The 25244-nt window shown below is 62.8% G+C and carries 22 protein-coding genes and 1 tRNA gene; 9 read left to right on the top strand and 14 right to left on the bottom strand.

Annotated features, from left to right (window positions below):
- Positions 1 to 47: 47 nt before the first annotated feature.
- The 3 genes from P7A97_RS17695 to P7A97_RS17685 all read right to left on the bottom strand — a co-directional run bounded on the left by P7A97_RS17695 (position 48) and on the right by P7A97_RS17685 (position 3622).
- A complete protein-coding gene (locus P7A97_RS17695) occupies positions 48 to 2177 on the bottom strand; it encodes an acylase (protein ID WP_277691431.1) in 2130 nt (709 codons plus the stop codon).
- Between the two features lie 264 nt (positions 2178 to 2441).
- The gene (locus P7A97_RS17690; RefSeq protein WP_277691430.1) at positions 2442 to 3251 is read right to left on the bottom strand and encodes a cytochrome c; all 810 of its coding nucleotides are present in this window, start codon (positions 3249 to 3251) and stop codon (positions 2442 to 2444) included.
- A complete protein-coding gene (locus tag P7A97_RS17685) occupies positions 3236 to 3622 on the bottom strand; it encodes a rhodanese-like domain-containing protein (RefSeq protein ID WP_277691429.1) in 387 nt (128 codons plus the stop codon). The genes P7A97_RS17690 and P7A97_RS17685 overlap by 16 nt, the downstream gene beginning before the upstream one ends.
- Positions 3623 to 4227: 605 nt before the next feature.
- On the opposite strand from P7A97_RS17685, the gene P7A97_RS17680 reads away from it, so the two are divergent.
- Both P7A97_RS17680 and P7A97_RS17675 read left to right on the top strand, forming a co-directional pair.
- Positions 4228 to 5433 carry an acetyl-CoA C-acetyltransferase gene (locus tag P7A97_RS17680; RefSeq protein ID WP_277691428.1) on the top strand — a complete coding sequence of 402 codons (1206 nt, stop codon included), beginning with the start codon at positions 4228 to 4230 and terminating at the stop codon, positions 5431 to 5433.
- 16 nt (positions 5434 to 5449) lie between these two features.
- On the top strand, positions 5450 to 7594 hold the full coding sequence (locus P7A97_RS17675) for a 3-hydroxyacyl-CoA dehydrogenase NAD-binding domain-containing protein (protein ID WP_277691427.1): 2145 nt from the start codon (positions 5450 to 5452) through the stop codon (positions 7592 to 7594).
- An 87-nt stretch (positions 7595 to 7681) separates the two neighbouring features.
- Here P7A97_RS17675 and ptrC read toward each other — a convergent pair whose 3' ends face one another.
- The gene (gene ptrC, locus P7A97_RS17670) at positions 7682 to 7891 is read right to left on the bottom strand and encodes a type III secretion system co-regulatory protein PtrC (protein WP_277691426.1); all 210 of its coding nucleotides are present in this window, start codon (positions 7889 to 7891) and stop codon (positions 7682 to 7684) included.
- A gap of 351 nt (positions 7892 to 8242) precedes the next feature.
- Here ptrC and P7A97_RS17665 point away from each other — a divergent pair, with 351 nt between their 5' ends.
- Positions 8243 to 8971, top strand: a complete 729-nt coding sequence (locus tag P7A97_RS17665; protein WP_277691425.1) for an amidotransferase — start codon at positions 8243 to 8245, stop codon at positions 8969 to 8971.
- 94 nt (positions 8972 to 9065) lie between these two features.
- Here P7A97_RS17665 and P7A97_RS17660 read toward each other — a convergent pair whose 3' ends face one another.
- The 3 genes from P7A97_RS17660 to P7A97_RS17650 all read right to left on the bottom strand — a co-directional run bounded on the left by P7A97_RS17660 (position 9066) and on the right by P7A97_RS17650 (position 11693).
- The gene (locus P7A97_RS17660; RefSeq protein WP_277691424.1) at positions 9066 to 10040 is read right to left on the bottom strand and encodes a magnesium and cobalt transport protein CorA; all 975 of its coding nucleotides are present in this window, start codon (positions 10038 to 10040) and stop codon (positions 9066 to 9068) included.
- Between the two features lie 73 nt (positions 10041 to 10113).
- On the bottom strand, positions 10114 to 10845 hold the full coding sequence (locus P7A97_RS17655) for a 1-acylglycerol-3-phosphate O-acyltransferase (RefSeq protein WP_277691423.1): 732 nt from the start codon (positions 10843 to 10845) through the stop codon (positions 10114 to 10116).
- A gap of 158 nt (positions 10846 to 11003) precedes the next feature.
- Entirely contained in the window at positions 11004 to 11693 is a 690-nt protein-coding gene (locus P7A97_RS17650; RefSeq protein ID WP_277691421.1) for a crotonase/enoyl-CoA hydratase family protein, read from the bottom strand.
- A gap of 183 nt (positions 11694 to 11876) precedes the next feature.
- Between P7A97_RS17650 and P7A97_RS17645 the strand changes: the two genes are divergently transcribed.
- Complete coding sequence (locus P7A97_RS17645) at positions 11877 to 12062, top strand: hypothetical protein (protein WP_277691420.1); 186 nt, start codon at positions 11877 to 11879, stop codon at positions 12060 to 12062.
- A gap of 92 nt (positions 12063 to 12154) precedes the next feature.
- A tRNA-Ser gene (locus P7A97_RS17640) sits at positions 12155 to 12244 on the top strand.
- A 120-nt stretch (positions 12245 to 12364) separates the two neighbouring features.
- Here P7A97_RS17640 and mmsB read toward each other — a convergent pair.
- The 6 genes from mmsB to P7A97_RS17610 form a co-directional block, all read right to left on the bottom strand.
- Positions 12365 to 13249, bottom strand: a complete 885-nt coding sequence (gene mmsB, locus P7A97_RS17635) for a 3-hydroxyisobutyrate dehydrogenase (protein WP_277691419.1) — start codon at positions 13247 to 13249, stop codon at positions 12365 to 12367.
- A gap of 37 nt (positions 13250 to 13286) precedes the next feature.
- Complete coding sequence (locus tag P7A97_RS17630) at positions 13287 to 14393, bottom strand: enoyl-CoA hydratase/isomerase family protein (protein WP_277691418.1); 1107 nt, start codon at positions 14391 to 14393, stop codon at positions 13287 to 13289.
- Positions 14394 to 14579: 186 nt separating this feature from the next.
- On the bottom strand, positions 14580 to 15398 hold the full coding sequence (locus tag P7A97_RS17625) for an enoyl-CoA hydratase (RefSeq protein WP_068825794.1): 819 nt from the start codon (positions 15396 to 15398) through the stop codon (positions 14580 to 14582).
- 148 nt (positions 15399 to 15546) lie between these two features.
- On the bottom strand, positions 15547 to 16710 hold the full coding sequence (locus tag P7A97_RS17620) for an acyl-CoA dehydrogenase family protein (RefSeq protein WP_277691416.1): 1164 nt from the start codon (positions 16708 to 16710) through the stop codon (positions 15547 to 15549).
- Between the two features lie 6 nt (positions 16711 to 16716).
- Positions 16717 to 17964, bottom strand: a complete 1248-nt coding sequence (locus P7A97_RS17615) for an ABC transporter substrate-binding protein (RefSeq protein WP_277691414.1) — start codon at positions 17962 to 17964, stop codon at positions 16717 to 16719.
- Between the two features lie 108 nt (positions 17965 to 18072).
- Entirely contained in the window at positions 18073 to 19566 is a 1494-nt protein-coding gene (locus tag P7A97_RS17610; protein WP_277691413.1) for a CoA-acylating methylmalonate-semialdehyde dehydrogenase, read from the bottom strand.
- Positions 19567 to 19684: 118 nt separating this feature from the next.
- Between P7A97_RS17610 and P7A97_RS17605 the strand changes: the two genes are divergently transcribed.
- From P7A97_RS17605 to P7A97_RS17590, 4 genes are all read left to right on the top strand, one after another.
- Complete coding sequence (locus P7A97_RS17605; RefSeq protein ID WP_277691412.1) at positions 19685 to 20566, top strand: AraC family transcriptional regulator; 882 nt, start codon at positions 19685 to 19687, stop codon at positions 20564 to 20566.
- A 148-nt stretch (positions 20567 to 20714) separates the two neighbouring features.
- A complete protein-coding gene (locus P7A97_RS17600; RefSeq protein WP_277691410.1) occupies positions 20715 to 22247 on the top strand; it encodes an AAA family ATPase in 1533 nt (510 codons plus the stop codon).
- Positions 22238 to 23731, top strand: coding sequence for a VWA domain-containing protein (locus tag P7A97_RS17595; protein WP_277691409.1), 1494 nt, complete (start codon positions 22238 to 22240; stop codon positions 23729 to 23731). The genes P7A97_RS17600 and P7A97_RS17595 overlap by 10 nt, the downstream gene beginning before the upstream one ends.
- 146 nt (positions 23732 to 23877) lie before the next feature.
- Positions 23878 to 24375: a hypothetical protein gene (locus P7A97_RS17590; protein WP_277691407.1), complete on the top strand. Its 498-nt coding sequence runs from the start codon at positions 23878 to 23880 to the stop codon at positions 24373 to 24375.
- Positions 24376 to 24417: 42 nt separating this feature from the next.
- On the opposite strand, the gene rlmE is transcribed toward P7A97_RS17590, so the two are convergent.
- Entirely contained in the window at positions 24418 to 25038 is a 621-nt protein-coding gene (gene rlmE, locus P7A97_RS17585; protein WP_277691406.1) for a 23S rRNA (uridine(2552)-2'-O)-methyltransferase RlmE, read from the bottom strand.
- Positions 25039 to 25244: the final 206 nt, after the last annotated feature.

Below are 25244 nucleotides of genomic sequence, written 5' to 3'. Positions count from 1 at the left end.
GGTTGGAAACGCACGCAGTGAGTTTCCAACCTGAATAGACAGCTTGCTTACTGCGCTTGCACCGAGGCTGCCGGCCGATACTCGCGCTGGATATGCCCGGCCAGCTGCTCCTCGGTGAACCACACCGGCTTGGTCTTCATCTCCACGAACTCCGGCACCTGGTCGGCATAGTGCGGCGACTGGCTGTCGAGGGTGGCGCTGCCGAACTGGTGGATGCTGTCGCTGCTGAGCTTGCCGTTTTGGTCCCATTCGACGAACAGGATGTAGGTGTCGCCGGCCACGGCCTTGAGCGTGCCATCCTCCTGCGCCTCGCCCCACACCGAGCGCAGGCTGTCCCACGAGCCGTCCAGCGCCAGGTTGGTTTCCCCACGCACGATGCGGTTGACCTCGGCCCACTCGGGATCGAGGCGGCCGAAGTGCTGCTTGAGGGTCCTGGCGGCGGCGAGCAGGGACTCGCGCAGGTCGGGCTCCGGCAGCTTGGCTTCCTGGGCGCGAATCACCGGGGTGGTGGCGAGCAGGGCCAGGGCGGCGCCGCGATTGGCCCGCTCGCTGTTGTAATCCCACTGCTTGAGCTGCGCCTGCGCCGCGCGCAGTTCCTCATCGTTCCCCGCGTCCAGGGCCAGCATCTGCTGCACGCAGGCAACCAGCGCCGAGCGCTCGCTGTAGCGCAGGTCGTACTTGTACTGGCGGAACTCCTCGCGGCTGATCGAGCGGTCGGCGCCGAAAGTTTCCTGCAGGCGCAGGGCGCGATTGGTCATGTTGGTCTGGATGCCCATGCTCGCGGGAAAGTCCTGCGGGCGCAGGTCATCGCCGGCCTCGCTGGCATGGAAGGGCGTGGCATTGGCGTTGAACAGCAGCCCGGAGGCGGGGTTCCACAGCTGCGGCGTGCGCTCGGCCGGCAGGTAGCCCTGCCAGATCAGGTCGCTGCGGTCGCCGGGCAGGGTGCCGCTCCAGTCGATATCGACTGTGCGGTTGGGGAACAGGCCGTTGTAGACGTAGCCGACATTGCCGCGCTGGTCGGCATAGAGGTAATTGAGCGCGGGCACCGCCTGCAGCGCCATCGCGGCCTGCCACTCGGCCAGGTTGCGCGCCTTGTTCAGGCGATAGACCTGCAGGCCGCCACGGATTTCATCCATGCCGGCGTAGCGCAGGGCGAAGTCGCCCTGTTCGGTGCGCAGCACCGGCCCGTGCTCGGAGCGCCAGACGGTTTTCGGCACCGGCACCAGCAGCGGCCCCCACAGTTTCACCCATAGCCAGGCAGTGGCTTGCTGCAGGTCGCGCCACTGGCCGTCCAGACGGTATTGATCGGGGTTGTCGGGGTTGATGGTCAGTTGATAGACGTCGGCCAGGTCCGGGGCGTTGACCGTGTTGGCCCAGCCCAGGTGTTGGTTGTGACCGTGCAGCAGGAAGGGCGAGCCGGGGAAAAAGCCGCCGGCCACATGCCAGCCCTCGTTGCTCTGCAGCACCGCCTCATACCAGGCCACCGGGCCGGTGTAGGGCTGGTGCGAGTTGACCAGCAGGCGGGTGACACCATCGCTGGAGCGGCTCGGCGCCACCGCCACGCCGTTCGAGCCGGTAGGCGTCTTGACCAGCTCGGTCTTGCCCTCGAAGACCTGCTTGAGGGTCTTATCCAGGCCATAGAAGAACGGCATCTTGAACAGAAAGCCGGCCGCCACGTCCTCGCCGGTCATCGGCAGCGCCGAAGCCACGACCTTGTCCGGGTGCTGCGCGGCATACAGGTTCACGCCGTCGGCATAGGCCTGCATGACGGCGCGTACATCGGCGGGCAGGTCGCGCTCGTAGCGGGCGCGCACGGTGGGCCAGATGTTCAGCAGGTTGACCACGTAATCGCCCGGCGCCGCCGAGCTGCCCTTGCTCATGGCCAGGCGGCCGCGCACGGCCATGGTGACGTCCTGGATGGTGGCGTAGTCGTCCTCGGCATGGGCATAGCCGAAGCCGAAGGCCACGTCGCTGTCGCGCGCGCCGAAGATATGCGGCACGCCCCAGCTGTCGCGCACGATGCGCGCGTCATAGGCCTTGGCCCGTTCGAACAGCTCGGCCGTGTCGACGCGCTCGCGTTGCTGCCAGAGGCTGGCGGCGAGCAGGGCGATGAGGATGAGGGCGATAAACAGCAGCAGAGCGCGGAGCAGGCGGAAGGTGGTCGAGCGACGGGGCATGTGGGGTTCCGGGGCAGCCTGGGGAGTGCTGGAGAGTAACAAGAACGTCGCTTTTGCAGGGGGGCTTATTGCCTCGGGGAACGACTGAGTGGGTAACCAGGCTGTTGCGTATCGCTGTGGGTATCCGTGTTTGCCGGGTTGGCTCCCTGATGGCCGGCCTCAGTAAAGGAATCAGGCCTGCGTTTGGCGCCGTATTGGTGGCGTGCTTGGTTTAGGGCTGCTCCGGGCTTCCTGTAAGAAACTGCTCGCGCTGCTTTAAATCAGTCACTGAATAGCCTTGTGCGTGGCCATGTGCTCCAGATACCCCATCAATGCTGCCAGTTCCGGATCACTCAAAACCGCCTCGCTAAACCCCGGCATCCGCCCCTGCGGCCACTTCCGCAGACTCTGCGGATCGCGAATGTACTGCCGCAAGAAATCCCCCGCGAAATACTCCGTCGGGTTATGCGGAATATTCAGATCCGGCCCGAACTGGGAATCCCCCGCGCCATTCAGCCGGTGACAGGCCAGGCAGTTCTTCTGGAACACCGCAAACCCCGCCTGCACCTCGGCACTGGCATCGGCGGCCGGCAGCAGGGCGGGGAAGCGCTGCGCCACCGGCGCCAGCAGGCGCAGGGTGGACACCTGGAACGGCCACTGCTCCGGGCCGATCTGCGCGGCCTCGGGGTTCTGCCACACCAGGTAGAACGGCCCGGCACTGGGCTTGTTCCTGGAGAGTGCCGGCCAGGGCTGCGCCGGTTCTTCCACTGCCAGCCAGGCGCGGGCGCCCTGGGTGCTCAGCAGGGGCGCGGCGGGCAGTTCGGCGGCGAAGCCATCCATGGCCAAGGCCTGCAGGTGATCGCCGGGCTGCACGCCGTCGAGCAGGGCCGCCAGTGGCACGGCGCGGTAGGTCATGGCGCGCTTGTAGGCCACGTCGGCGGCGATTTCGATCTGCTGCGCCTGCGGGTGGCTTAGCAGTTCTGCTGTGCTCCAACTGCGGCTGCCCTGGGGCAGCTCCAGCTTGAGTTCGGCGGCCTGGGCCAGCGGGGCGAGCAGGGCGGCGCCCAGCAGCAGGCGGCTCAGCAGTTGGTGCATATTGGGCTCTCGCTCTGGTGGTCGCGGGCCAGCTTGAACTGGTCGTAGCCGCCCGCGTTGATCACCTGGGTGTAGCCCAGCGCCTGCAGTTCGTCCTGGGCGACGCTGGAACGGCGGCCGCTGCGGCAGTAGAGGACTACCGGAGCGTGCTTGTCCGGCGCGACTTCGGCGATGCGTGCAGCGATGTCGCCGTGGGGAATGAGCTTGGCGCCGGGCAAGGCGCCGCTGGCGAATTCGTCCGCGGAGCGCACGTCGATCAGCACGGCACCGGGCTGGGCCAGGGCGTGCAGGGCAGCGGTAGCGTCGATATCGCCGGCCTGGGCGGCCAGCGGGCTCAGCGCGAGGCTGAGGCAAAGCAGGAAATGGCGCATGGCAGGAGACCTCATGAGGCGTCGAACGCTCACGCTAGCACAGTCTCCGAGTGGGTTGTTCCGCAGCCCGAGCACTACGGCTTCGGGCTACGGCGGGGGAAGAATGATCAGCTGACCAGGCGACTCACGTTGGGCAGGATCAGGATGACGGTGGTGGCAAGGACGATCAGGCTCGCCTGCCGGTACTTGGCTTGTTTGATCATGACGCTACTGCCTTTGTTCTTGTTGGTGTTTCGGCCGTTGCCGGCAGCGCCAGGCTGCGAGCGGGGCACCACACCGTGGCGCAGATAAAAAAGCCGTCCCGGCAGAACCCGGCGACGGCCCCTTGCATGAGTAATGCTAGGGGCGCGGTCACACTTGGCTTAGACCACTTGGCTTCTACAAAACGCTTGGTTGTACAAGCTGGTTATTGCGGTGGACTGGCGCCCGTGCAGCAGGCCTTGAGCCAGAGCCTTCGCGCTCTGCAGGCGGATGGGTAGTTAATGACGACCGCTCGTCTGAGCCGAACGGTCAATGGGCCTGAGCGCATCGGTCATTGAGTCCATGGGGCGTGGACTTAAGGTAGAGCGACCCGGCATTTGCCGCTGCCATGCACCGAGGACGTCATGACCGAAGCATATATTTTCGACGCCGTGCGCACCCCGCGCGGCAAGGGCAAGAAGGACGGCGCGCTGTACAGCGTCAAGCCGGTGGACCTGGTGGTCGGCCTGCTCAAGGCCCTGGAGCAGCGTAACCGCCTGGACACCGCTCAGGTCGACGATGTGGTGCTGGGCTGTGTGACCCCGGTGGGTGACCAGGGCGCCGACATCGCCAAGACCGCCGTGCTGGCCGCCGACTGGGCCGAGTGCGTGGCCGGCGTGCAGCTCAACCGCTTCTGCGCCTCGGGGCTGGAGGCGGTGAACATGGGCGCGATGAAGGTGCGCTCGGGCTTCGAGGACCTGGTGGTGGTCGGCGGCGTGGAGTCCATGTCGCGCATCCCCATGGGGTCGGACGGCGGCGCCTGGGCGATGGACCCGGCGACCAATATGCACACCAACTTCGTGCCGCAGGGCGTGGGCGCGGACCTGATTGCCACCCTTGAAGGCTTCTCCCGCAGCGACGTCGACAGCTTTGCACTGCGCTCGCAGCAGAAGGCCGCGCGTGCCAGCGCCGATGGCTCGTTCGCCAAGTCGCTGATCCCGGTCACCGACCAGAACGGCATCGTGCTGCTCGACCGCGACGAATTCATCCGTGGTGACAGCACCCTCGATGGCCTGGGCAAGCTCAAGCCGAGCTTCGAGATGATGGGGCAGATGGGCTTCGACGCCACCGCCCTGCGCAAGTATTCGCACGTCGAGCGCATCGAGCACGTGCACACCCCGGGCAACAGCTCCGGCATCGTCGATGGCGCGGCGCTGATGCTGATTGGCTCCGAAGCCAAGGGCAAGGAGTTGGGCCTGAAGCCGCGTGCGCGCGTCGTCGCCACCGCGGTGACCAGCACCGACCCGACCATCATGCTCACCGGCCCGGCGCCGGCCACCCGCAAGGCACTGGCCAAGGCCGGGCTGTCGGTGGAGGACATCGATCTGTTCGAGGTCAACGAGGCGTTCGCTTCGGTGGTGATGAAGTTCATGAAGGACATGGGCGTGCCGGAGAGCAAGGTCAACGTCAACGGCGGCTCCATCGCCATGGGCCACCCGCTGGGCGCTACCGGCTGCGCCATCCTCGGCACCCTGCTCGACGAGCTGGAGAAGCGCGAGCTGCGCTACGGCCTGGCCACGCTGTGTGTCGGTGGCGGCATGGGTATCGCGACGATTATTGAAAGAGTTTGAGGCGGAGATAAGAAAAATGACTGACGCCATCCGTTACGAAAAGGGCCAGGACAATATCGTCGTCCTGACCATCGACATGCCCGGCCAGAGCGCCAACACCATGAACGCGGTGTACCGCGAGGCCATGGGCCAGACCGTGGCACGCCTGGAAGCCGAGAAGGACAGCATCGCCGGGGTGATCATCACCTCGGCGAAGAAGACCTTCTTCGCTGGCGGCGACCTCAACGAGCTGATCAAGGTCACCAAGGCCGACGCCAAGCCGTTCTACGACATGATCCTCAATATCAAGGGCCAGCTGCGCCGCCTGGAGACCCTGGGCAAGCCGGTGGTGGCCGCGATCAACGGCGCCGCGCTGGGCGGTGGCTGGGAAATCTGCCTGGCCTGTCACCACCGCATCGCCCTGGACAACTCCAGCGTGCAGCTGGGCCTGCCGGAAGTGACCCTCGGCCTGCTGCCGGGCGGTGGCGGCGTGGTGCGCATGGTGCGCCTGCTCGGCCTGGAGAAGGCCCTGCCGTACCTGGCCGAAGGCAAGAAGGTACGCCCGGACGCCGCGCTCAAGGCCGGCCTGATCCACGACATCGCCGCGACTCCCGAAGAGATGCTGGCCAAGGCGCGCGCCTGGATTGCCGCCAACCCGGCTGCGGTGCAGCCGTGGGACGCCAAGGGCTACAAGATTCCCGGTGGCACGCCGAGCACCCCGGCCGTGGCACAGATGCTGGCCATTGCGCCGAGCGTGCTGCGTGACAAGACCAAGGGCTGCTTCCCCGCGCCGGAGAAGATCATGTGCGCCGCCGTCGAGGGCGCGCAGGTCGACTTCGACACCGCGCAGATCATCGAGGCGCGCTACTTCACCGAGCTGACCACCGGCCAGGTGGCGAAGAACATGATCGGCACCTTCTGGTTCCAGTTGAACGAGATCAACGCCGGCAGCTCGCGCCCGCAGGGCATTCCGCAGTACGTGACGAAGAAGGTCGGTGTGCTTGGTGCCGGCATGATGGGCGCCGGCATCGCATATGTGTCGGCCGCCGCCGGCATCGAGGTGGTGCTCAAGGACGTGTCCATCGAGGCGGCAGAGAAGGGCAAGTCCTATTCGGCCAAGCTGCTCGACAAGAAGGTCAGCCGTGGCCACATGACGGCCGACAAGCGCGACGCCTTCCTGGCGCGGATCAAGCCGACCGCCAGCGACGCCGACCTCGAAGGTTGCGACCTGATCATCGAGGCGGTGTTCGAAGACCGCGCCCTCAAGGCCAAGGTCAACGCCGCTGCCGAGGCCGCCGCACTGCCGGATGCGGTGATCGCCTCCAACACCTCGACCCTGCCGATCACCGGCCTGGCGACTGCGGTGCAGAAGCAGGACAAGTTCATCGGCCTGCACTTCTTCAGCCCGGTCGACAAGATGCCGCTGGTGGAGATCATCAAGGGCGCCAAAACCAGCGACGAGACCCTGGCGCGTGGCTTCGACTACGTGCTGCAGATCAAGAAGACCCCGATCGTGGTCGAGGACAGCCGCGGCTTCTTCACCTCGCGGGTGTTCGGCACCTTCACCAACGAGGGCATCGCCATGCTCGGCGAAGGCGTCAGCGCGGCGATGATCGAGGCCGAGGCACGCAAGGCCGGCATGCCGGTGGGCCCGCTGGCGATCAGTGACGAGGTGTCGATGAGCCTGATGGACCATATCCGCCAGCAGACCGTGGCTGACTTGGCCGCCGAGGGCAAACAGATTCCGCAACATCCGGCGTTCGCCGTGATCGATCTGATGCTCAAGGAGTACAAGCGCCCGGGCAAGGCCGCCGGAGGTGGCTTCTACGATTACCCCGAGGGCGGCAAGAAGCACCTGTGGCCAGAGCTCAAGGCCCGCTTCGAGAAGGCCGATGCGCAGATCTCCCAGGAGGACGTGCGTGACCGCATTCTGTTTATCCAGGCCATCGAGACGGTGCGCTGTGTGGAGGAGGGTGTGCTGAAATCGGTGGCCGACGCCAATATCGGCTCGATCTTCGGCATCGGCTTCGCCGCCTGGACAGGCGGGGCGCTGCAGTTCATCAACCAGTACGGCATCAAGGACTTCGTCGCCCGTGCCCAGTACCTGGCCGAGCAGTACGGCGAGCGCTTCCTGCCGCCGGCCCTGCTGCTGGAGAAGGCGGCCAAGGGCGAGGGCTTCTGAGGTTTGCGCTGTTGACGAGGAAGCCGGCCTAAGCCGGCTTTTTCGTTTCCGCGGTCTGCAGCGTCGAGCGGTTAGGCGCGTTGCGCCTTATGCAGCCTGGCACCAGCCGTTCTGCAGGCAGATCACCGAGTGGATCGCCAGCTTCTCGCTCTGCCGGGTGGGCATGCGCAGGGTCAGCAGGTCGCCCTCCTCGGTGTGCACGGCCGCCTCGGACTCGAAGTGCAGGCCTGATTCGCTCAGGCTGACATAGGTAATGCCGTAGGTGCTGGTGTTGGAAAAGGCTTCGGTGATGGACATGACAAGACCTCCGTGGCGAATGCCGCAGTGACTCATTGGCGGGCACGGGCCTGCTGTTGCTGTTGGGTGGGTGCCGGCACGCTGTGGAAGGCGGAGGCGGCAATCAGGCTGGCGATGGCGGCGAAACTGCTCATGATGCTTTTTCTCTGTGATGGGGGCTGTGGCAGCATCTTTGCCGAGCTCCGCCATCAACAGAAGTGAATGCTCGGCATGATGCCTATCGAAGACAGTGATAGTTGCCGGACATCGCCAGATTTCATCGGAAAGCCCCGTGGATATTGCGTTCCAGATACCTTCGATGCACGCTAGGCGCCTTCTCAACCACCCAGGTCGCCTCAGGTAATCCACTCAATGTCACTGCGCATCTGCATTCTGGAAACCGATGTACTCCGCCCCGAACTTATCGACCAATACCAGGGCTACGGCCGCATGTTTGAACGTCTGTTCTCCAAGCAGCCGCTGGCGGCGAGCTTCGAGGTGTTCAACGTGGTGCAGGGCGAGTATCCGGCTGACGATGAGCGCTATGACGCCTACCTGGTAACCGGCAGCAAGGCCGATTCCTTTGGCAGTGATCCGTGGATTCAGACCCTCAAGACCTATCTGCTGCAGCGCTATGAGAATGGCGACAAGCTGCTCGGTATCTGCTTCGGGCATCAGTTGCTCGCGCTGCTCCTCGGCGGCCGCAGTGAGCGGGCCGCGCAGGGCTGGGGCGTGGGCATCCATCACTACGAGATCAAGCAGCAGGCGCAGTGGATGACCCCGGCGCTGGAGCGCCTGACGCTACTGATCAGTCACCAGGATCAGGTCACCGCACTGCCTGAAAACGCCACCCTGCTGGCCTCGAGCGAGTTCTGTCCGGTAGCGGCCTATTGCATCGGTGAACAGGTGCTGTGCTTCCAGGGCCATCCCGAGTTTATCCACGACTACTCGCGCACCCTGCTCGATATTCGCCAGAAGTGCATCGGCGAGCCGGTCTACAGCAAGGCGGTAGAGAGCCTGGAACACGATCACCAGGGCACCACGGTGGCCGAGTGGATGATGCGTTTCGTGGCCCAGGGCAAAGGCGTGCAAAGCGCCTGAGCCACAGGCGTCGCCAGGTCGGCCGTTATGAAGCCCAGCCAGGTCTTGAGCTGGGCTTCATGCTTTAGGGCGTTTACCCGATCTGCCCAGGTTGCTACAGCCAACCCAGGCGCTTGAAGTTGGCAAACAGTCCGACGCAACCCATGCCAATCAAGCCCAGCACGCCGAAATAGCCGTAATGCCAGGTCAGCTCCGGCATGTTCTGGAAGTTCATTCCATAGAGGCCAGCCACTGCTGTGGGGAAGGCGAGGATTGCTGCCCAGGCGGCGAATTTGCGTTGGGTCAGGCTTTGTCTGGAGGCCTCCAGCAGCAGGCCGATTTCGATGGCGTGATCGGCCATTTCCCGCAGGCCGGTGAGGTCTTCCAGCAAACGGTTGACGTGGATGGCAATGTCGCGGAAGTACGGGCGCATGTGCTTGTCGATGAAGGGAAAGTCGAGCTGCTGCAGTTCCTGGCAGATTTCCGAGAGGGGCGCGACCTGGCGGCGCAGGCGTAGGAGGTCGCGGCGCAGGCTGTGGATGCGCTCGAAATCGGCCTGGGCCAGCGGGCGGCTTAACACGGTCTGCTCGATGTCCTCCAGTTCGCTGTGTATGCGGTCCAGCAGCGGCCGGTAGTTCTCGATCACGAAGGCGAGCAGGGCATAGAGCACGAAGTCCTCGCCATGCTCCAGCAGCAGCGGTCGTGCCTCGCAGCGCTGGCGCACGCTGGAGTAGGGCGCCGAATCGCCGTAGCGCGCACTGATCACATAGCCTTTACCGGCGAACAGCTGGGTCTCGACGAACTCCAGACGTCCCTCGGCCCGGCGGATCGGCGAGTAGAGCACCATGAACAAGGCGTCGCCGAAGGTTTCCAGCTTGGGGCGGGTGTGCTGGGCGATAGCGTCTTCCATCGCCAGTTCGTGCAGATTGAACTGCTCCCGCAGTGTCTGCAGCTGCTCGCTGTCAGGGTCACGCAGGCCGATCCAGACAAAGTGCTCGGGCCTGGCAGCCCATGCCTGCCCCTCGCTCAGGGTGATATCGGTGACTTTCTTGCCCGCGTGATAAGCGGCGGCGGCAACGACCTGGCCCATGGAGCCTCCTCGTTCAGTGATACCGAAGCTTAACCCGCAAAGAAAAGGCCCGGAACATGCCGGGCCTCTCGCGTCAGACTGCAGCTTTGGTGCCGACCGCACTGTCGAGCTGCTCAATGCATTCGCGCATCATGAGCTGGCATCGATCCATCAGTTGCGGCAGATCATCGAGGGTCAGCCCCAGCGTCGGGATAGCCGGCAGCGAGCGGATCATCACCTTACCGCTGTTCCAGCGGTTGAGCTTGAAACGCCCGGCGTAGGTGCTGACACAGACTGGAATGATCGGCACGCCAGCGGCGATGGCCATCTGAAAGGCGCCCTTCTTGAAGGGCAGCAGGCCCTTGCCCTGGTTGCGCGTACCCTCGGGGAAAACCCAGATCGAGGTATCGCGCTGCTGTAGGGCTTCGGTGGTCTGCAGCATGGCTTGTTTGGCCTTCTGGCCGTTGCCCCGGTCGATCAGTACATTGCCCGCCAGCCAGTACAGTTGGCCGAAGAAGGGCACCCATTTCAGGCTCTTCTTGCCAATGCTGACGGTACGCGGTGGCACCACGCGGCCCAGCACATAGAGATCGTAGTTGGACTGGTGGTTGGCCACTATCACACAGGGACGATCCTGGCCGAACAGGCTACTAACCTCGGCCTTGAGCTTGATACGCAGCATGCACAGGGCCGGTAGCGAATACAGGCGCGCGCACAGGCGGCTGTTGTCCGGATTGAACGGACGGCACAGGCCAAGCACCAGGCCGAGCACGCCGGCAAGAACGAAGTGCAGCCCCATCAAAAACATGCGCGCAAGGAAAAGCATCGGTAAGCCTTCAGGCAGACAAAAAGGCGCGCAGTGTACGGGCGTGCACTATTTTCGGCAATTGACGCCGATCAGAGGTTGTTGCCGGGCGTTTCCGCGGCGTTCGGAGCAAATGAAAAGCCCGGCACTGGGCCGGGCTTGTCGGTGGCGCGGGGGTATCAGCCCAGGTGCTGCTGATCCAGCTCGATGGCCTTATCCAGCGTTTCCAGAAACGCCTTGCGTACCTTCAGCTTGGTGTTCTTGTGCGCGGTCATGTTGATCTTCTTCAGCTGCTGGGCAGCGGCGACGGCGGTGGCCATCAATTGCTCGGCCGGTACCACCTTGTCGAGGAAACCGGCGTCCATGGCATCTTGCGGATTGAAGATCTCGCCATTGATCACCGAGCGGTGGAAGGCGGACTTGCGCAGGCGGTCACGGGCCAGTTCGATGCCGGCGTGGTGCATGGTCATGCCGATCTGTACTTCGTTCAGGCCGATGTTGAACGGGCCTTCGACGCCGATGCGGTAGTCGGCCGAGAGCAGGATGAACGCACCCTTGGCGATGGCATGGCCCGGGCAGGCGACGATGATCGGGAACGGGTGGGCGAGCATGCGGCGGGCCAGGGTGGAGCCGGCGGTGACCAGTGCCACCGCGTTCTGCGGGCCGGAGGTCATCACTTTCAGGTCGTAGCCGCCGGAGAGAATGCCCGGCTGGCCGGTGATGATCACCACGGCGCGGTCCTGCGCGGCCTGATCCAGAGCGGCGTTGAAGGCAGTGATCACGTCCGGGGAGATGGCATTGACCTTGCCATTGTTGAGGGTCAGGGTGGCGATGCCATCTTCGAGTTGGTAGCTGATCAGTTCGCTCATGGCGCAAATCCTTGTCCGGGGTGATGGAAGTGGCGCTGACGTTACCCAGCCGGGGCGCATGGGTAAAGCGCTTTGGCTGACCGCAGGGTCACCCTCAAATGCTTGGCTATGGCACTGATGGGCTGTCTCAATTGGTGGCGCAACCGCTTAGTGGCTAGGGTAAGGACCATTCGAGGAGACCCCATGCAAGCATTTTCCCGTGTCACTTTGTTTGGCTTACTGATACTTCTGATCGGTCTGGCCGAAAGCACCTACAGCCACAGCGCCTCGGGTGTGGTTCAACTATTCCTGTTCAGTCTGTTCGTCTCGCTGGGTTTCCTGCTGTTCGGCACTCAGCGTTTCGAGGCGAAACCGCCTAGCACCCCATAAGCGCATGAATAGACTGAAAAAAAGTTTGCATTCGAAAGTGTCTGCGGCTACATTAGCGCGCCTCGACAGACCAGACAGGTTTGCCGAGATCCGGTGAAGTGTCCGAGCGGTTGAAGGAGCACGCCTGGAAAGTGTGTATACGGGAAACCGTATCGAGGGTTCGAATCCCTCCTTCACCGCCAGACCCAATGCAAAAGCCCTGAAAACAGTAGAGTTTTCGGGGCTTTTGCTTTTCTGGGGCATGGGCTGTCGAAATCGACGTCCGTCGTTGTGTGATCGGGGCATGTCGCTGCGGGCGGCGCTTATTCCACAAACAGCTTCTGCACCGCCGAGAAGTCGAGCTTGCCGTTACCCTGCTTGAGCAGCAGGCGGTACAGCTGCAGGGCCAGGGCGCCCATCGGCGTGCTGCTGCCGGTGGTTTGGGCGGCCTCCTGGGCCAGGCCCAGGTCCTTGGCCATCAGCTCGGCCATGAAACCGCCCGAGTAACCTTTCGAGGCCGGCACATTGTCCATCACCCCTGGCCAGGGGTTGTACTTCTCCAGGCTCCAGTTACCGCCCGAACTCTGGCGCATGATCTCCGCCAGCACGGCCGGATCGAGGCCGCTGGCCACACCCAGGGCCATGGCTTCGGCGGTGCCGATCATGTGTACGGCGAGCAGCTGGTTGTTGCACACCTTGGCCACCTGGCCGGCGCCGTCCGGGCCGGCGTGGAAGATGTTGCGGCCCATGGCTTCGAAGATCGGCCGGGCTTTTTCCAGGGTTGCGGCTTCACCTCCGATCATGAAGGTCAGGGTGCCGGCTGTCGCGCCGGCGGTGCCGCCGGAGACCGGCGCATCGAGCAGCGGGATGCCGCGCGCGGCGGCGGCCTGATGCACTTTGCGCGCCGAGTCCGGGGCGATGGTCGAGCATTCCAGCACCAGGCTGCCGGGGGCGATCTGCGAGAGCAGGCCGCCGTCGCCCAGGTACAGGCCTTCGACATGGCGACTGGCCGGCAGCATGCTGACCACTACCGCAGCGCCCCGAACCGCTTCGGCGGCGCTGGCAGCGGTCTTGCCACCATCCTGAGCGAATGCTTGTAACGCCTCGCTGGCCAGGTCGAAGGCGGTGACGGTAAAGCCGGCCTTGAGCAGGTTGCGGGCCATGGGCAGGCCCATGTGGCCGAGGCCGATAAAGGCGATCTGGGTCATTGTTGTTGTTCTCCTCTTTCAATCAGGGGCGCGCGGGCTAGTGCAAGTCCGCGAGCGGATGCGGGCCTTCCCAGACGGGCTCGAAGTGCGCCTCGATCACTGCGGCAGGGATTGCGGCTGGATCGGGCCAGTGCCACTGCGGAGCCTGGTCTTTGTCGATCAGTCGGGCGCGCACGCCTTCGGGGAATTCCGGGTGGCGGCAGCAGTTCAGGCTCATCGCGTATTCCATGCGGAACACCTCGGCCAGCGACAGGTGACGGGCACGGCGGATCTGCTGCCAGACCAGGTGTGCGGTGAGCGGGCAGCCGGCGGCCAGGGTCTTGGCGGCACGGGCTAGCAGTGCATCGTCGCCATGCTGCAGACCGCTCAGTGCCTGCCAGGCGGCGGGCAGGTCGGCCACGTCGAGCAATGCGTCGATGCGTTCGCGGCGCGGTAGCCACTGGGCCTGCGGCAGCTCCGAGCGGGCCTCATGTTCCAGAGCACGGAGCAGGCTGCCCAGCTGTTCGGCGGGCTGGTGTTGCCAGTTGAGCTGGGCCAGGCCGTCGAGCAGGGCGTCCTGCTGATCGTCGCGCAGAAAGCGGTCGGCCAGATCTAGGTCGAGGGCATCAGCAGCATTGATGGTGCTGGCGCTGAGGCCGAGGAACAGACCGAGCTTGCCCGGCAGGCGGGCGAGGAACCAGCTGCCGCCGACGTCCGGATACAGGCCGATATTGATCTCTGGCATGGCCAGGCGGCTGCTCGGCGTGACGATACGGATGGCCGCGCCTTGCATCAGGCCCATGCCACCGCCCAGCACATGGCCGTGGGCCCAACAGATCAGCGGTTTCGGGTAGGTGTGGATGCGATGGTCGAGGCGGTATTCGTCAGCGAAGAAGCGCCGCGCCAGCGGCGGTACCTCGCCGGGATGCTCGCGGCATTGCTGTACCAGCTGCACCACGTCGCCGCCGGCGCAGAAGGCCTTGGCGCCATTGCCGCGCAGCAGTACGCAGGCGATGGCGGGGTTGTCCTGCCATTCGCGCAGCTTGGCATCCAGCGCCTCGATCATCGGCAGGGTCAGGGCGTTGAGGCTCTTCTCCGCGTCCAGGCTGGCGATGCCGATGCGGAAGCCGTGGGGGGCGGGGCGTTCTTCGAAATGCACGTTCATGTTGTTTCCATCATGGGGTGGAGGCGCGGGCTCCACCGTAGTGGTTCTGGTGGATGTGAAGAGGGACATCCACCCTGCGATTGCTGATGCAGTGAAGTAGCCCGGACTTCAGTCCGGGAAGGCTGGCAGGCATGCCCCGGACTGAAGTCCGGGCTACCTGCTGACGGCCAGCCATCCACCCTACGATCACTTGTTGCGCCACTGGGCGTCGCGTTTCTCCAGGAAGGCATTGACGCCCTCGCGGGTGTCGTCGGCATCGAACAGGTCGACGAAGCGCTCGCGCTCCTCGGAGAGCCAGCTGTTCGGGCCGCGCTCGCGGGCACCCTGGATCAGCGGCTTGATAGTGCGCACCGCTACCGGGCTCTGCCGCGCCACCTTGGCCGCCAGCAGCAGGGCGGTGCCACGGGCTTCGCCGGTATCCACCACCTGTTCGACCAGGCCGATGCGCAGGGCGGTTTCGGCATCGACGCGTTCGCCGCAGAGGATCATGCGCTTGGCCCAGCCCTCACCGACCAGCCAGGGCAGGTGCTGGGTGCCGCCGGCGCAGGGCAGCAGGCCGACGGTGGCTTCCGGCAGGGCCATTTGCGCCTGGCGCTCGGCAATGCGGATGTCGCAGGCCAGGGCGCACTCCAGGCCGCCACCCATGGCGTAGCCGTTGATCGCGGCGATCGATACGCCACGGAAGTCGCGCAGGGTTTCGAAGGCTTCGCCGAAACGGCGGGCCATTTCACGGGCGCGGGCCTTGTCGCCGTCGGCGAACAGGTTGAGGTCGGCGCCGGCGCTGAAGAACTTGCTGCCCTGGCCGGTTACCACCAGGGCGTAGATATCGTCATCGCGATTGAGGTGCTCGATAACCTGCTTGAGGCCGATCAGCGAGTCGCGGTCCCAGGTGTTGGCCGGCGGGTGGTTGATGGTGATCAGCGCGGTATGGCCATGCTTTTCCACGGTCAGCTTGTGGGTCAGGTCGAAGACGCCGGGTTTGTAGGCTTCGATAGCGGTGCTCATAACTGTCCTCGTATTTCCGGTTGTGCCCACGCTCTGCGTGGGCACTCAGCCCAGGACGCTTTGCGTCCCGTTTGTTCCGTGCCAGGACGCTGAGCGTCCGGGGCGGCATTCCCACGTGGAACGTGGGAACGATCAACTAAAAGCAAAGCTACAGCAGGCGATCCAGCATGCCGCCCTGGTCCAGCAGGCGGCGGGCGATGATTACCCGCATGATCTCGTTGGTGCCCTCCAGTATCTGGTGCACGCGGCTGTCGCGCACCCAGCGCTCCAGCGGATAGTCATTGAGATAACCGTAGCCACCGTGAAGTTGCAGCGCCTCGTTGCACAGGGCAAAGCAGTGGTCGGTGGCGAAGCGCTTGGCCATGGCGCAATACAGGCTGGCCTCGCTGTGGCCGTGGTCGAGCTTGTGCGCGGCCAGGCGCACCATCTGCCGGCTCGCTGTTAAATCGGTGAGCATGTCGGCCAGCTTGAACTGCAGGGCCTGGAACTCGGCTAGGGCCTTGCCGAACTGCTTGCGCTCCTCCACGTAGCGCAGGCTCTGCTCCAGCGCCGCCTGGGCGGCGCCCAGCGAGCAGCTGGCGATATTGATGCGCCCGCCGTCGAGGCCCTTCATGGCGTAGACGAAACCCTGGCCTTCCGGGCCGATGCGGTTGCCTGCCGGAATGCGCACGCCCTCGAAGGTGATGGTGCGGGTCGGCTGGGCGCGCCAGCCCATTTTCAGTTCGTTGCGACCGTACCTCACGCCCGGCGCGTCGCCCGGCACCAGGAAGCAGGACACCCCCTTGGCACCGTCTTCGCCGGTGCGCGCCATGACGATCAGTACGTCGGTGCTGCCGGCACCTGAGATAAAGCACTTGCTGCCGTCGAGCACGTAGTCGTCGCCATCACGCCGGGCGCGGGTGCGCAGGCGGGCGGCGTCGGAGCCGGCGTCCGGTTCGGTCAGGCAATAGGAGGCCAGCAGCTCGCCTGAGGTCAGGCGCGGCAGCCAGGCATCCTTCAAGGCCTGGTCGGCGAACGAGGCGAGCATCCACGACGCCATGTTGTGGATGGTGAGAAAGGCGGTGGTGGCGATGCAGCCCGCGGACAGCTGCTCGAAGATCAGCGAACTGGACAGGCGCGACAGGCCCAGGCCGCCGTCTTCCTCCTTGATGTACAGGGCCAGGTAGCCCTGCTCGGCGGCGCGCTTGATTACGTCCACCGGAAAATGGTGGTCACGATCCCAGTCGGCCGCGTGTGGCGTCAGCTCATGGGCGGCAAAGGCGCGGGCGCTGTCGACCAGCAGGCGTTGTTCTTCGTTCAGCTCAAAGTCCATGGTTCCTCACTGCAATGTGCTGGGCTGGTTGGCGGCGCGGCGCTCCGCCTGCCATTCGGCAAGGCTCGGGGCGGCCTGGGCACCATCCAGGTGGTGGACGATTTCGAAATAATCCTGGCGCAAGGCGTCCTTCATGACCTCGGCGCGGGGTTTGACCTTCACCGCGTAGACGCTCTGCACGTTCTGGTGGTCGAAGGCACGCCATTGCTGCTCGCCCTTGAGCAGGCGATAGCTGTGGCCTTCCAGCGTCTTGATCAGTGCCTCGCTGTCCAGGCTCTTGGCGCGCCCCACGGCATCGGCCCATTGGCGCACGATGCTGTAGGCCGAAGCGGCCGAGCTAGAGGGGTAGACCTCGTAGCGGGCGGTGAAGTCGCGCACGAAGGCCTTGCCGGCCTCGGAGCCTTCACGCTCCGGCACGTGCCAGGTCCAGGGCTCGGTGCCGAGCACGCCGGCCATCAGGCTCGGGCCGGCCTGCTCGACGATGGCCTGGGTCAGGTTGGGCGCGACGATCTGCATGCGTTGGGTCAGGCCCAGGTCTTCGGCGACGCGCATGGCGCGCACCAGGTCCTCGCCGAATAGCACCAGAACCAGCACTTCGGCCTTGCTCTGCGCGGCCTGGGTCAGGGCGTTCTGGTAGTCGGCCAGGCGCGCGCCGGGGAAGGGCACCTTGAGCCCGGGGTGGCGGGCGACATCCTCGGTGCCGGTGGTCTGGCGCAGCGAGCTTTCGCTGGTGGTGCCCCAGGTGTAGTCGGCGGTGACGTAGAAGTAGTTCTTGTTCGGCAGTTTTTCGCTCAGGTACTGGCCGAGTACCTTGGCGCTCATCCAGGCGCTGTTGCACTCGCGGAACAGGTAGCGCTGGCCGTCCTTGCCGGTGGTGTCGTTGGAGTAGGTGAGGGTGCCGAAGTACAGCAGGCCGCGCTCGCGTGCACGCTTGCCGGCGGCGATGGCCACCGCGCTGGAGGCGCCGCCGAACAGCATCGCAGCACCTTCGGCAGCCAGCTTGTCGACGTTCTTCACCGCCTTGGCCGGACGCGAAGCGGTGTCCTGGCTGGACAGGCGCAGCGGGCGCCCCAGCACGCCGCCCTTGGCGTTGATCTCGTCGATGGCCAGCAGAGCTCCGCGCATCTGTGCCAGTCCCTCTTCCTTGTACGGGCCGGTGCGCGGGTAGTTGAGGCCGAGGGTGATCGGCTCGGCGGCCTGCGCACAGGCGGTGATCCCGGCCCAGAGGGCCAGGGTGGCAGTCAGTCGATTCATGGCAATGGCTCCTTGTTGTTGTTTTGCCAGCACCGACTGTGCAGCCCTGGCAAGCGTGGAGGCATTGTCTTTTCGTCTTAGTCGTCTCTTATTGAGGTGCGTCAGGTCTCACTTCAGCTGAATGGTCATGTTCGGGCCACTGACCGGTGTGTCATCGAACCAGCGGCTGGTGACCGTCTTGGTCTCGGTGTAGAAGCGCACCGCCTGCTTGCCGTAGGCGTGCAGGTCGCCATAGAACGAACCCTTCCAGCCGGTGAAGGAGAAGAACGGCAGCGGCACTGGAATCGGCACGTTGATGCCCACCTGGCCGACTTCCACCGCGTGCTGATAGTGCCTTGCGGCACCGCCGGAGCGGGTGAAGATACTGGTGCCATTGCCATAGGGACTGGCGTTGACCAGCTCGATGGCCTGTTCCAGTGTGTCGACCTCCATGCACACCAGCACCGGGCCGAAGATTTCCTCGCGGTACAGGCTCATCTTGGTGGTGACGCCACGGAACAGGGTCGGGCCCAGCCAGTTGCCGTTGGGGTAGCCGGCCACCTCGCACTGCGAGCCGTCTAGCAGGCACTCGGCGCCTTCGGCCTTGCCCTCGGCGATCAGCTTCTGCACGCGCTGCTTGGCCTGCTGGCTGATCAGGGGGCCGTAGGCGGAACCGGCGTCTTTCCAGTGACCGGGCCTGAGCTCGGCCATCTGCGCGGCCAGCTCGTCGATCCAGGCTTTAGATTCGCCGACGAACACCGCCACGCTGATCGCCATGCAGCGCTGGCCGGCGGCGCCGCAGCTGGCGCCGAGCAGGTTGCTGATGACCTGATCCTTGGGCGCGTCGGGCATGATCACCATGTGGTTCTTGGCGCCGGCGAAGGCCTGTACGCGCTTCAGGTGCTGGGTGCCGGTGCGGTAGATGTGCTGGCCCACCGGCACAGAGCCGACGAAGGAAATGGCGCGGATGTCCTCGTGCACCAGCAGGGCATCGACCACTTCGCGACCACCGTGCAGCACCTGCAGCACACCCTTGGGCGCGCCGGCTTCGAGGAACAGTTCTGCGAGCCTGTTCGGCGTCAGCGGGTCCTGCTCGGAGGGTTTGAGAATGAAGGTGTTACCGCAGGCGATGGCCAGCGGAAACATCCACAGCGGAATCATCGCCGGGAAGTTGAACGGGGTGATGCCGACGCAAACACCTAGAGGCTGGATATAGCTGGCGGTGTCGATCTCGCGGGCGACGTTCCCCACCGTCTCGCCCATCATCAGGCTGCAGATGTTGGCGGCGTGCTCCGCCACCTCGATGCCGCGCCAGACATCGCCCTTGGCATCAGCGAAGGTCTTGCCGGTTTCCGCGGCGAGAATCTCGGCCAGCTCGTCGTGATGCTCCTTGAGCAGGTGCTGGTAGCGCAGCATCAGGCGCGCGCGTTCCGGTACCGGTACTTCGCGCCAGCTGAGGAAGGCCGTCTTGGCGCTGGCGATCGCCGCCTCGATTTCCTCGTGGGTGGCCTTGGGCGCCAGGGCCAGGACTTCCTGGGTGGCGGGGTCGGTCACTTCGATCAGTTCGCGGGCGTGGCTGGCTTGCCACTGTCCGTCGATCAGCTGCGGGATCACCTGGGGCATCGTCGGCCTCCTGTTGTTCTTGTCTGCCCCTGTTATAGCCGGCGAAAAGCCGTCTGTGGATTGACGATCTTGCCCTGTGGATGGATGATCTTGGCATTCGAACAAGAAAGAGGGCGCCATGAACGCCGCGGTGGAAACCTCCAACTGGCCGCTACCGGCCAACGGCCTGCGCTTCATCGTGCCACCCCGGCTGCGGCGCGTGCTGGCGCGCCATCCACTGTCTACGGGCTGCTATCCGCTGGCCCTGGGCTTCTACCCGGAGGCCGTAGGGCACCGCATGCAGCGCGTTGCCCCAGACGATCACCTGCTCATCTACTGCCGCGCCGGGCGTGGCTGGCTGGACAGTCGGGATGGACGAATCGACGTGGGAGGCGGCGACCTGATGCTGCTACCCAAGGGCTACGCCCATACCTACGGCACCAGTGCCGAGCGGCCCTGGACCCTGTACTGGGTACACTTCGACGGCGCGCTGGGGGAGGATTTCATCCGCCTGCTGGGCAAGCCCGGCAGGCGCCGCATTGGCGTGCAGCCGCGCCTGTTGGCGGACTTCGAGGCACTGCTTGGCCTGCACCGCCAGGGCCTCAATCCGGCTCACTTCATTCACGCCGCTCACCAGTTGCAGGCACTGCTCAGCTCCCTGGCCGTGCTGCCGGCGCGCACTACCCTGAAATCCGGCCGCGTGCTGGACGTGGACGCGGTGCAGGCGGTGATGCGCAGCCACCTGCATGGCAGCCTCAACCTCGATGAGCTGGCCGCGCAGTTCAAACTGTCGCGCTTCCACTTCGCCAAGACCTACCGCGCCCTGACCGGCCACGCGCCAATCCAGGACTTCATCCAGCTGAAGATGGCCCACGCCTGCCGCCTGCTCGACCAGGGCAGCCTGGAAGTGCGGCAGATCGCCGAGCAGCTCGGCTACGACGACCCGTACTACTTCTCGCGGCTGTTCAGAAAGGTGGTGGGCATGGCGCCCAGTCATTACCGGGCGCTGCATCAGGGGTGAGGGGATGAGTTGCTTTCGGCCAAAAGCGGACATTGACACGATCTCCGACGCAACCCGTTGCAGAAAAGCGCAGAGCCAGAAAGTGGCCATTCGCCATAAATCTGGATAGTCTCGGTATCACCAGCCGAATGGATTCAAGGAGTTGAGTGTGGGTTTGCAAAAACGTATCAGTGATTTGGTCGCCAGCGTAAGCGCGGGAATGTTTGAGCGTGAAGAGATCATCGCGGTATCTCTGCTGGGAGCGCTCTGCGGGCAGAATACTTTTTTGTACGGGCCACCAGGCACGGCCAAGAGTCTGATTTCTCGCCGTATAGCCTGCGCATTTGAGCAGCCAACCTATTTCGAATACCTGATGAACCGCTTCAGCACACCTGAAGAGGTGTTTGGCCCTGTATCCATCAAGGCGTTGAAAGAAGATCACTACATTCGCAAAACAGATAATTACCTGCCCAAGGCCGAGTTCGCCTTCCTCGATGAAATCTGGAAATCCAGCCCCGCTATTTTGAATACCCTGCTGACGTTGATTAACGAGCATGTGTTCCGTAATGGTGAAGCCGTTGAGAAAGCCCCACTAAAGGCTCTGATTGCGGCATCCAACGAAACACCAGATGCCAATCAAGGTCTTGAAGCCTTGTACGACCGCTTTATTGTGAGACTGATGGCGGGGCCCATTCGGGAAACCCAGCACTTCGATCAGCTACTCAATAACAAACCGACCAAAGCCAAAATCGACATCCCCTCGGCTATTCAGGTGAAGTCCAACGAATGGGCTGAATGGATGGAGCAATCGCAGCAGGTCAAGCTGTCTGCTGAGACGCTAACCATCATTCATTTGATCCGCGAGCAGCTGGAGCTTCAATACGAGACACTCAAAGTTTATGTCTCTGACCGACGCTGGCAGCGTGCGGCGATGCTTATGAAGGCAGCAGCCTTCTTTAATGAGCGCAAGGAAACCAACCATAGTGACGCCTTACTACTGCAGCATTGCCTATGGACGCATGAAGAAAATCGACAGGCCGTCTGGGATATCGTTGCGGATGCTGTGAAGGCATCAGGGATTGATAGCGGGATTGATCTCGCTGAAACGGATAAGCGAAAGGATATGCTCGATAAGGAAATTCATACCGAGCTTTATCATTCGGAAAATGTTTACAAGACAGTTAGTGTTGGTGGTAATGAGTTCTTCCAACAAAAAGTCAGCTTCCTCCCTGAGGACTCTTATTATAAGCACCCGGAAGAATTCGAGATATACATTCGTAGCGACAAATTAAAGTCGACTGACACCTTTCATCCAGTAGATGCAAAAGGAAACGAAGAGAAGGAAATATATTGCAGATTTGATGGGCAGGGTACATGTTTGCTTGAGTATAAAAGTGGCGGCTTAAAATATAAGAAAACAAAAATTAAGCCTTCAGTCTTATTTCATAAGGGCGACAAAAAGAAAGATATAAATTCACGCCTCATCTCTTCGCTATCGCAATCGGTCATGGAAATTAGGGATGTGTTTCAGCGCACCCTAAGTAAGGTTGAGGGTAAGTTTAAGGTTCACAAGTCAAAACTTTCATCTCCCTTTGTTCCCGCCGATAAAGTCAATTTGGTAGTCTTGGGTATAGCGAAGCAAATCGAGGATTTACAGCTTCGCATCAAGGACTGCGAGCGGCTGGAAGAGCTATGCCGCTAGACCCAATATCCAGCGCTGCTAAGGATATTGGCGATAACGTTCAACGTATATTCGCGTCGCTACTAAGGGACTGGGATTCTGCTGCAGGTCACATAGAGGAGAGGATTCGGCTGTGGCAACTGACCTCGACTGCGAAGCTGAATGCAGAGTTTCCCTATGCATCGTATGAGCAGGAACTATCGAACTGGCAAACTCGGAATCAGTCCCCCCCTGTTTCGAGTGCAGAACTAGCAGCGGCTGTTGAGGACTATGTTGCGCTGTGCCGCGCAGCCAAACTGCCGGACAATCAATCTTTTTGGCAGCGTGAACTGGCAGCGGCGACGGCCCCTGAGACGGTTGAGAGAAAACGTCGGACAGACAGCACTGTAAGCGCTCGACTCTTGCGCGATGAATGGCAAAAGGCTATGGATAAAGCGCGCGCAGAGTGGGAGCTTGAGCGTATAGCCATGCTGCGCCGGGAGTTCATGGAGGAACTCGAAGCATTTCTGCAGTTACTCCAACAGCTTCACCAGCAGTTGGAAATGCTGGGGTTGGACTCTGGGTTGTTCCTTGACCTGTCCAAAGGTAACTTATCTGCAAAAGAGATCGAGCGCTTTCAGCGTTGGGCTAAATACCTGGCCAGTGATCCAGGTGTTCGGTCGCTATGTGATCTGCTAGGCAAGCTGCGCCAGTTGGAGTTATCAGAGCGCATTGAGCGTGCCCAGGTGCGTTATACGCAAGCCATAGAGTTACCGGATATCAATTCGCGGGAAGAGATCATCGGCATTCGCCTTGGGCGTGATATCGAGCATGTGCTGCCCAGTGAGTTGGCGTTACTGGCTGAACCCGAAACGTCCATTCTTTTCGACCTCAAGTACGTCGAGTCACGCCTGATGTGTTTTGACATGCAGGGCATTCAGCGCGTGCAACAACATCACCAAAAGGAAGAGCTGCGCAGCGTTGAAGAGGCGGCTAAACAAGGGCCAATGGTGATCTGTGTCGACACCAGCGGCTCTATGGACGGTATGCCTGAGACGATTGCCAAAGCCGTGGCGCTCTTCATTGCAGGCAAGGCCAGGCAGCAGAAGCGAGCATGCTATTTGATTAACTTTTCCACCGGCATCGAGACGCTGGATCTTGGCGATGACTTTGGCATGGAGGCATTGATCAAGTTTCTGGGCATGTCCTTTTACGGTGGTACGGATGCCATTCCTGCATTGGGTCATGCTCTGGGTGTGATGCAGAGCGAGACCTATGAGCGTGCTGACCTACTGATGATTTCAGACTTCATCATGGCCAGTTTGCCGGGGCAGCTACGCCAGCAAATTGAGCAGCAGCGTACTCATGGAAACCGCTTCTATTCCCTAGTTGTAGGCGATTGCTACATGACTCAACGTTTAACCAGTCTTTTTGATCATGAATGGGTCTATGACCCACACAGCAGCCAGATTCATGAACTGATTGGTTTTGAGCAAAAGCTATCTATTAGTGCCAAGAATGGGTGACCCCATAGCCCTGCCTTAATGGCTGCTAATGGCCGATAGCCGCCATTGCCGTCCAAGTCGCCTAAGCGTTTCAGACCCGGACGGAATACAATCTGCGTCTTATCTCCTGGCCATGAACTTGGCTACACCGAATAAGGACCTCGCTCATGGCCTCTCCAGACAAACAGCACAAGCGCGCCCAGAGGGCCAAAGCCAAGGCCAAGCAGAATCGCGTGGGTAAGGCCAAGGCCAACGTCGTGCATCCGCTGTTGGCCAATCCGCTGGTCAATGAGCCGTTCGATGATGTGGCAGTCGACCTGAGTACCTTCGACTTCAAGGACATCGAGGAGAAGGGCTTCGATCCGGCCGACTTCGACGATCTGTTTCAGGCGATGAAGCTGGGGGAAGACATCAGCCTGTTGGCGATGTGTCTGATCTTCCTGCAATACCCGGTGCTGGAGCTGGTGGTGGCCGAGGAGTCGCAGGAGTCGGCGATCGACTTCATGATGGGGCTGCTGATCGTCTATCGCGGGATGTTCCACGATGAAGACGAGGATACGGCAGTGAGCTGGGTCGGCGGCGAGGCTTTCCAGAAGGCCTACAACGAGGCTTCGCTGATCCTGGAGAAGAAGAACGCGCGCGGCGCCGCAGGCGCCCGTTCCTGAGGTAAAGCGCCGGCGTTGAACGAATGCCGGCGCTATCGGCGCCTAGCCCTTGAAGCCCTTGCCGACCAGGTACACCTCGCGCGAGCGTGGGCGGGAGGCTTCCGGCTTGCGGATCATCACTTTCTCGAACGAGCTGCGCACGTCCTTGAGGAAGGCCTCGGAACCTTCGCCCTGGAACACCTTGACCGCATAGTTGCCGCCGGGCTTGAGCACCTGACGCACCATGTCGAGGGTCAGTTCGACCAGGTACATCGACGAGGCCTGGTCAGCGATGGCGACGCCACTGATATTGGGCGCGATGTCGGAGATGATCAGGTCGGGCTGGCGTCCGTCGAGCACGGTGAGGATCTGCTGGAACACACTGTCTTCGGTGAAGTCACCCTGGATGAAATCGACGTTGTCCAGCGGGTCCATCGGCAGGATGTCGCTGGCGATCACCCGGCCATTGTCGCCGACGATCTTGCCCGCCACCTGCGACCAGCCGCCGGGCGCCGAGCCCAGGTCCATCACCAGCATGCCGGGGCGGATCAGCTTGTCCTTCTCGTTCAGCTCCAGCAACTTGTAGCTGGCGCGCGAGCGGTAGCCGTCCTTCTGCGCGCGTTTGACGTAAGGATCGTTGACGTGTTCGTTCAGCCAGCGGCTGCTGCTTTTGGAGCGTTTCATGGGGGAGCCAGGTGCGGGGATCAGAAAAATACGGCCCTGGAGGCCGCAAAGTGGCGGCAAGTATAAGCCTAGAGTGGCGTGCAGGTTAAACCTGGCGGGTAGGGCGCCCATCTACTCGGCCTGACAGGGCAGGGCGGCGGCGGCTACAATTCGCGCCTTACCCCGCCTCTTTTGCTTCCTTTGCCGGAGATACCGGCCAGGATTAC

The organism is Pseudomonas sp. GOM6 (assembly GCF_029537485.1).
GTDB lineage: Bacteria > Pseudomonadota > Gammaproteobacteria > Pseudomonadales > Pseudomonadaceae > Aquipseudomonas.
This window is presented reverse-complemented; position numbering and strand designations above follow the sequence as displayed.

Coding starts and splice junctions, on each gene's coding strand:
- P7A97_RS17615 (WP_277691414.1), bottom strand. CDS start 17,964: ATGAATCGACTGACTGCCACCCTGGCCCTCTGGGCCGGGATCACCGCC.
- rlmE (WP_277691406.1), bottom strand. CDS start 25,038: ATGAAACGCTCCAAAAGCAGCAGCCGCTGGCTGAACGAACACGTCAAC.
- P7A97_RS17590 (WP_277691407.1), top strand. CDS start 23,878: ATGGCCTCTCCAGACAAACAGCACAAGCGCGCCCAGAGGGCCAAAGCC.
- P7A97_RS17605 (WP_277691412.1), top strand. CDS start 19,685: ATGAACGCCGCGGTGGAAACCTCCAACTGGCCGCTACCGGCCAACGGC.
- P7A97_RS17630 (WP_277691418.1), bottom strand. CDS start 14,393: ATGAACGTGCATTTCGAAGAACGCCCCGCCCCCCACGGCTTCCGCATC.
- P7A97_RS17665 (WP_277691425.1), top strand. CDS start 8,243: ATGTCACTGCGCATCTGCATTCTGGAAACCGATGTACTCCGCCCCGAA.
- P7A97_RS17685 (WP_277691429.1), bottom strand. CDS start 3,622: ATGCGCCATTTCCTGCTTTGCCTCAGCCTCGCGCTGAGCCCGCTGGCC.
- P7A97_RS17595 (WP_277691409.1), top strand. CDS start 22,238: ATGCCGCTAGACCCAATATCCAGCGCTGCTAAGGATATTGGCGATAAC.
- P7A97_RS17675 (WP_277691427.1), top strand. CDS start 5,450: ATGACTGACGCCATCCGTTACGAAAAGGGCCAGGACAATATCGTCGTC.
- P7A97_RS17655 (WP_277691423.1), bottom strand. CDS start 10,845: ATGCTTTTCCTTGCGCGCATGTTTTTGATGGGGCTGCACTTCGTTCTT.
- P7A97_RS17620 (WP_277691416.1), bottom strand. CDS start 16,710: ATGGACTTTGAGCTGAACGAAGAACAACGCCTGCTGGTCGACAGCGCC.
- mmsB (WP_277691419.1), bottom strand. CDS start 13,249: ATGACCCAGATCGCCTTTATCGGCCTCGGCCACATGGGCCTGCCCATG.
- P7A97_RS17660 (WP_277691424.1), bottom strand. CDS start 10,040: ATGGGCCAGGTCGTTGCCGCCGCCGCTTATCACGCGGGCAAGAAAGTC.
- P7A97_RS17645 (WP_277691420.1), top strand. CDS start 11,877: ATGCAAGCATTTTCCCGTGTCACTTTGTTTGGCTTACTGATACTTCTG.
- P7A97_RS17650 (WP_277691421.1), bottom strand. CDS start 11,693: ATGAGCGAACTGATCAGCTACCAACTCGAAGATGGCATCGCCACCCTG.
- P7A97_RS17695 (WP_277691431.1), bottom strand. CDS start 2,177: ATGCCCCGTCGCTCGACCACCTTCCGCCTGCTCCGCGCTCTGCTGCTG.
- P7A97_RS17610 (WP_277691413.1), bottom strand. CDS start 19,566: ATGCCCCAGGTGATCCCGCAGCTGATCGACGGACAGTGGCAAGCCAGC.
- P7A97_RS17680 (WP_277691428.1), top strand. CDS start 4,228: ATGACCGAAGCATATATTTTCGACGCCGTGCGCACCCCGCGCGGCAAG.
- P7A97_RS17625 (WP_068825794.1), bottom strand. CDS start 15,398: ATGAGCACCGCTATCGAAGCCTACAAACCCGGCGTCTTCGACCTGACC.
- P7A97_RS17690 (WP_277691430.1), bottom strand. CDS start 3,251: ATGCACCAACTGCTGAGCCGCCTGCTGCTGGGCGCCGCCCTGCTCGCC.
- ptrC (WP_277691426.1), bottom strand. CDS start 7,891: ATGTCCATCACCGAAGCCTTTTCCAACACCAGCACCTACGGCATTACC.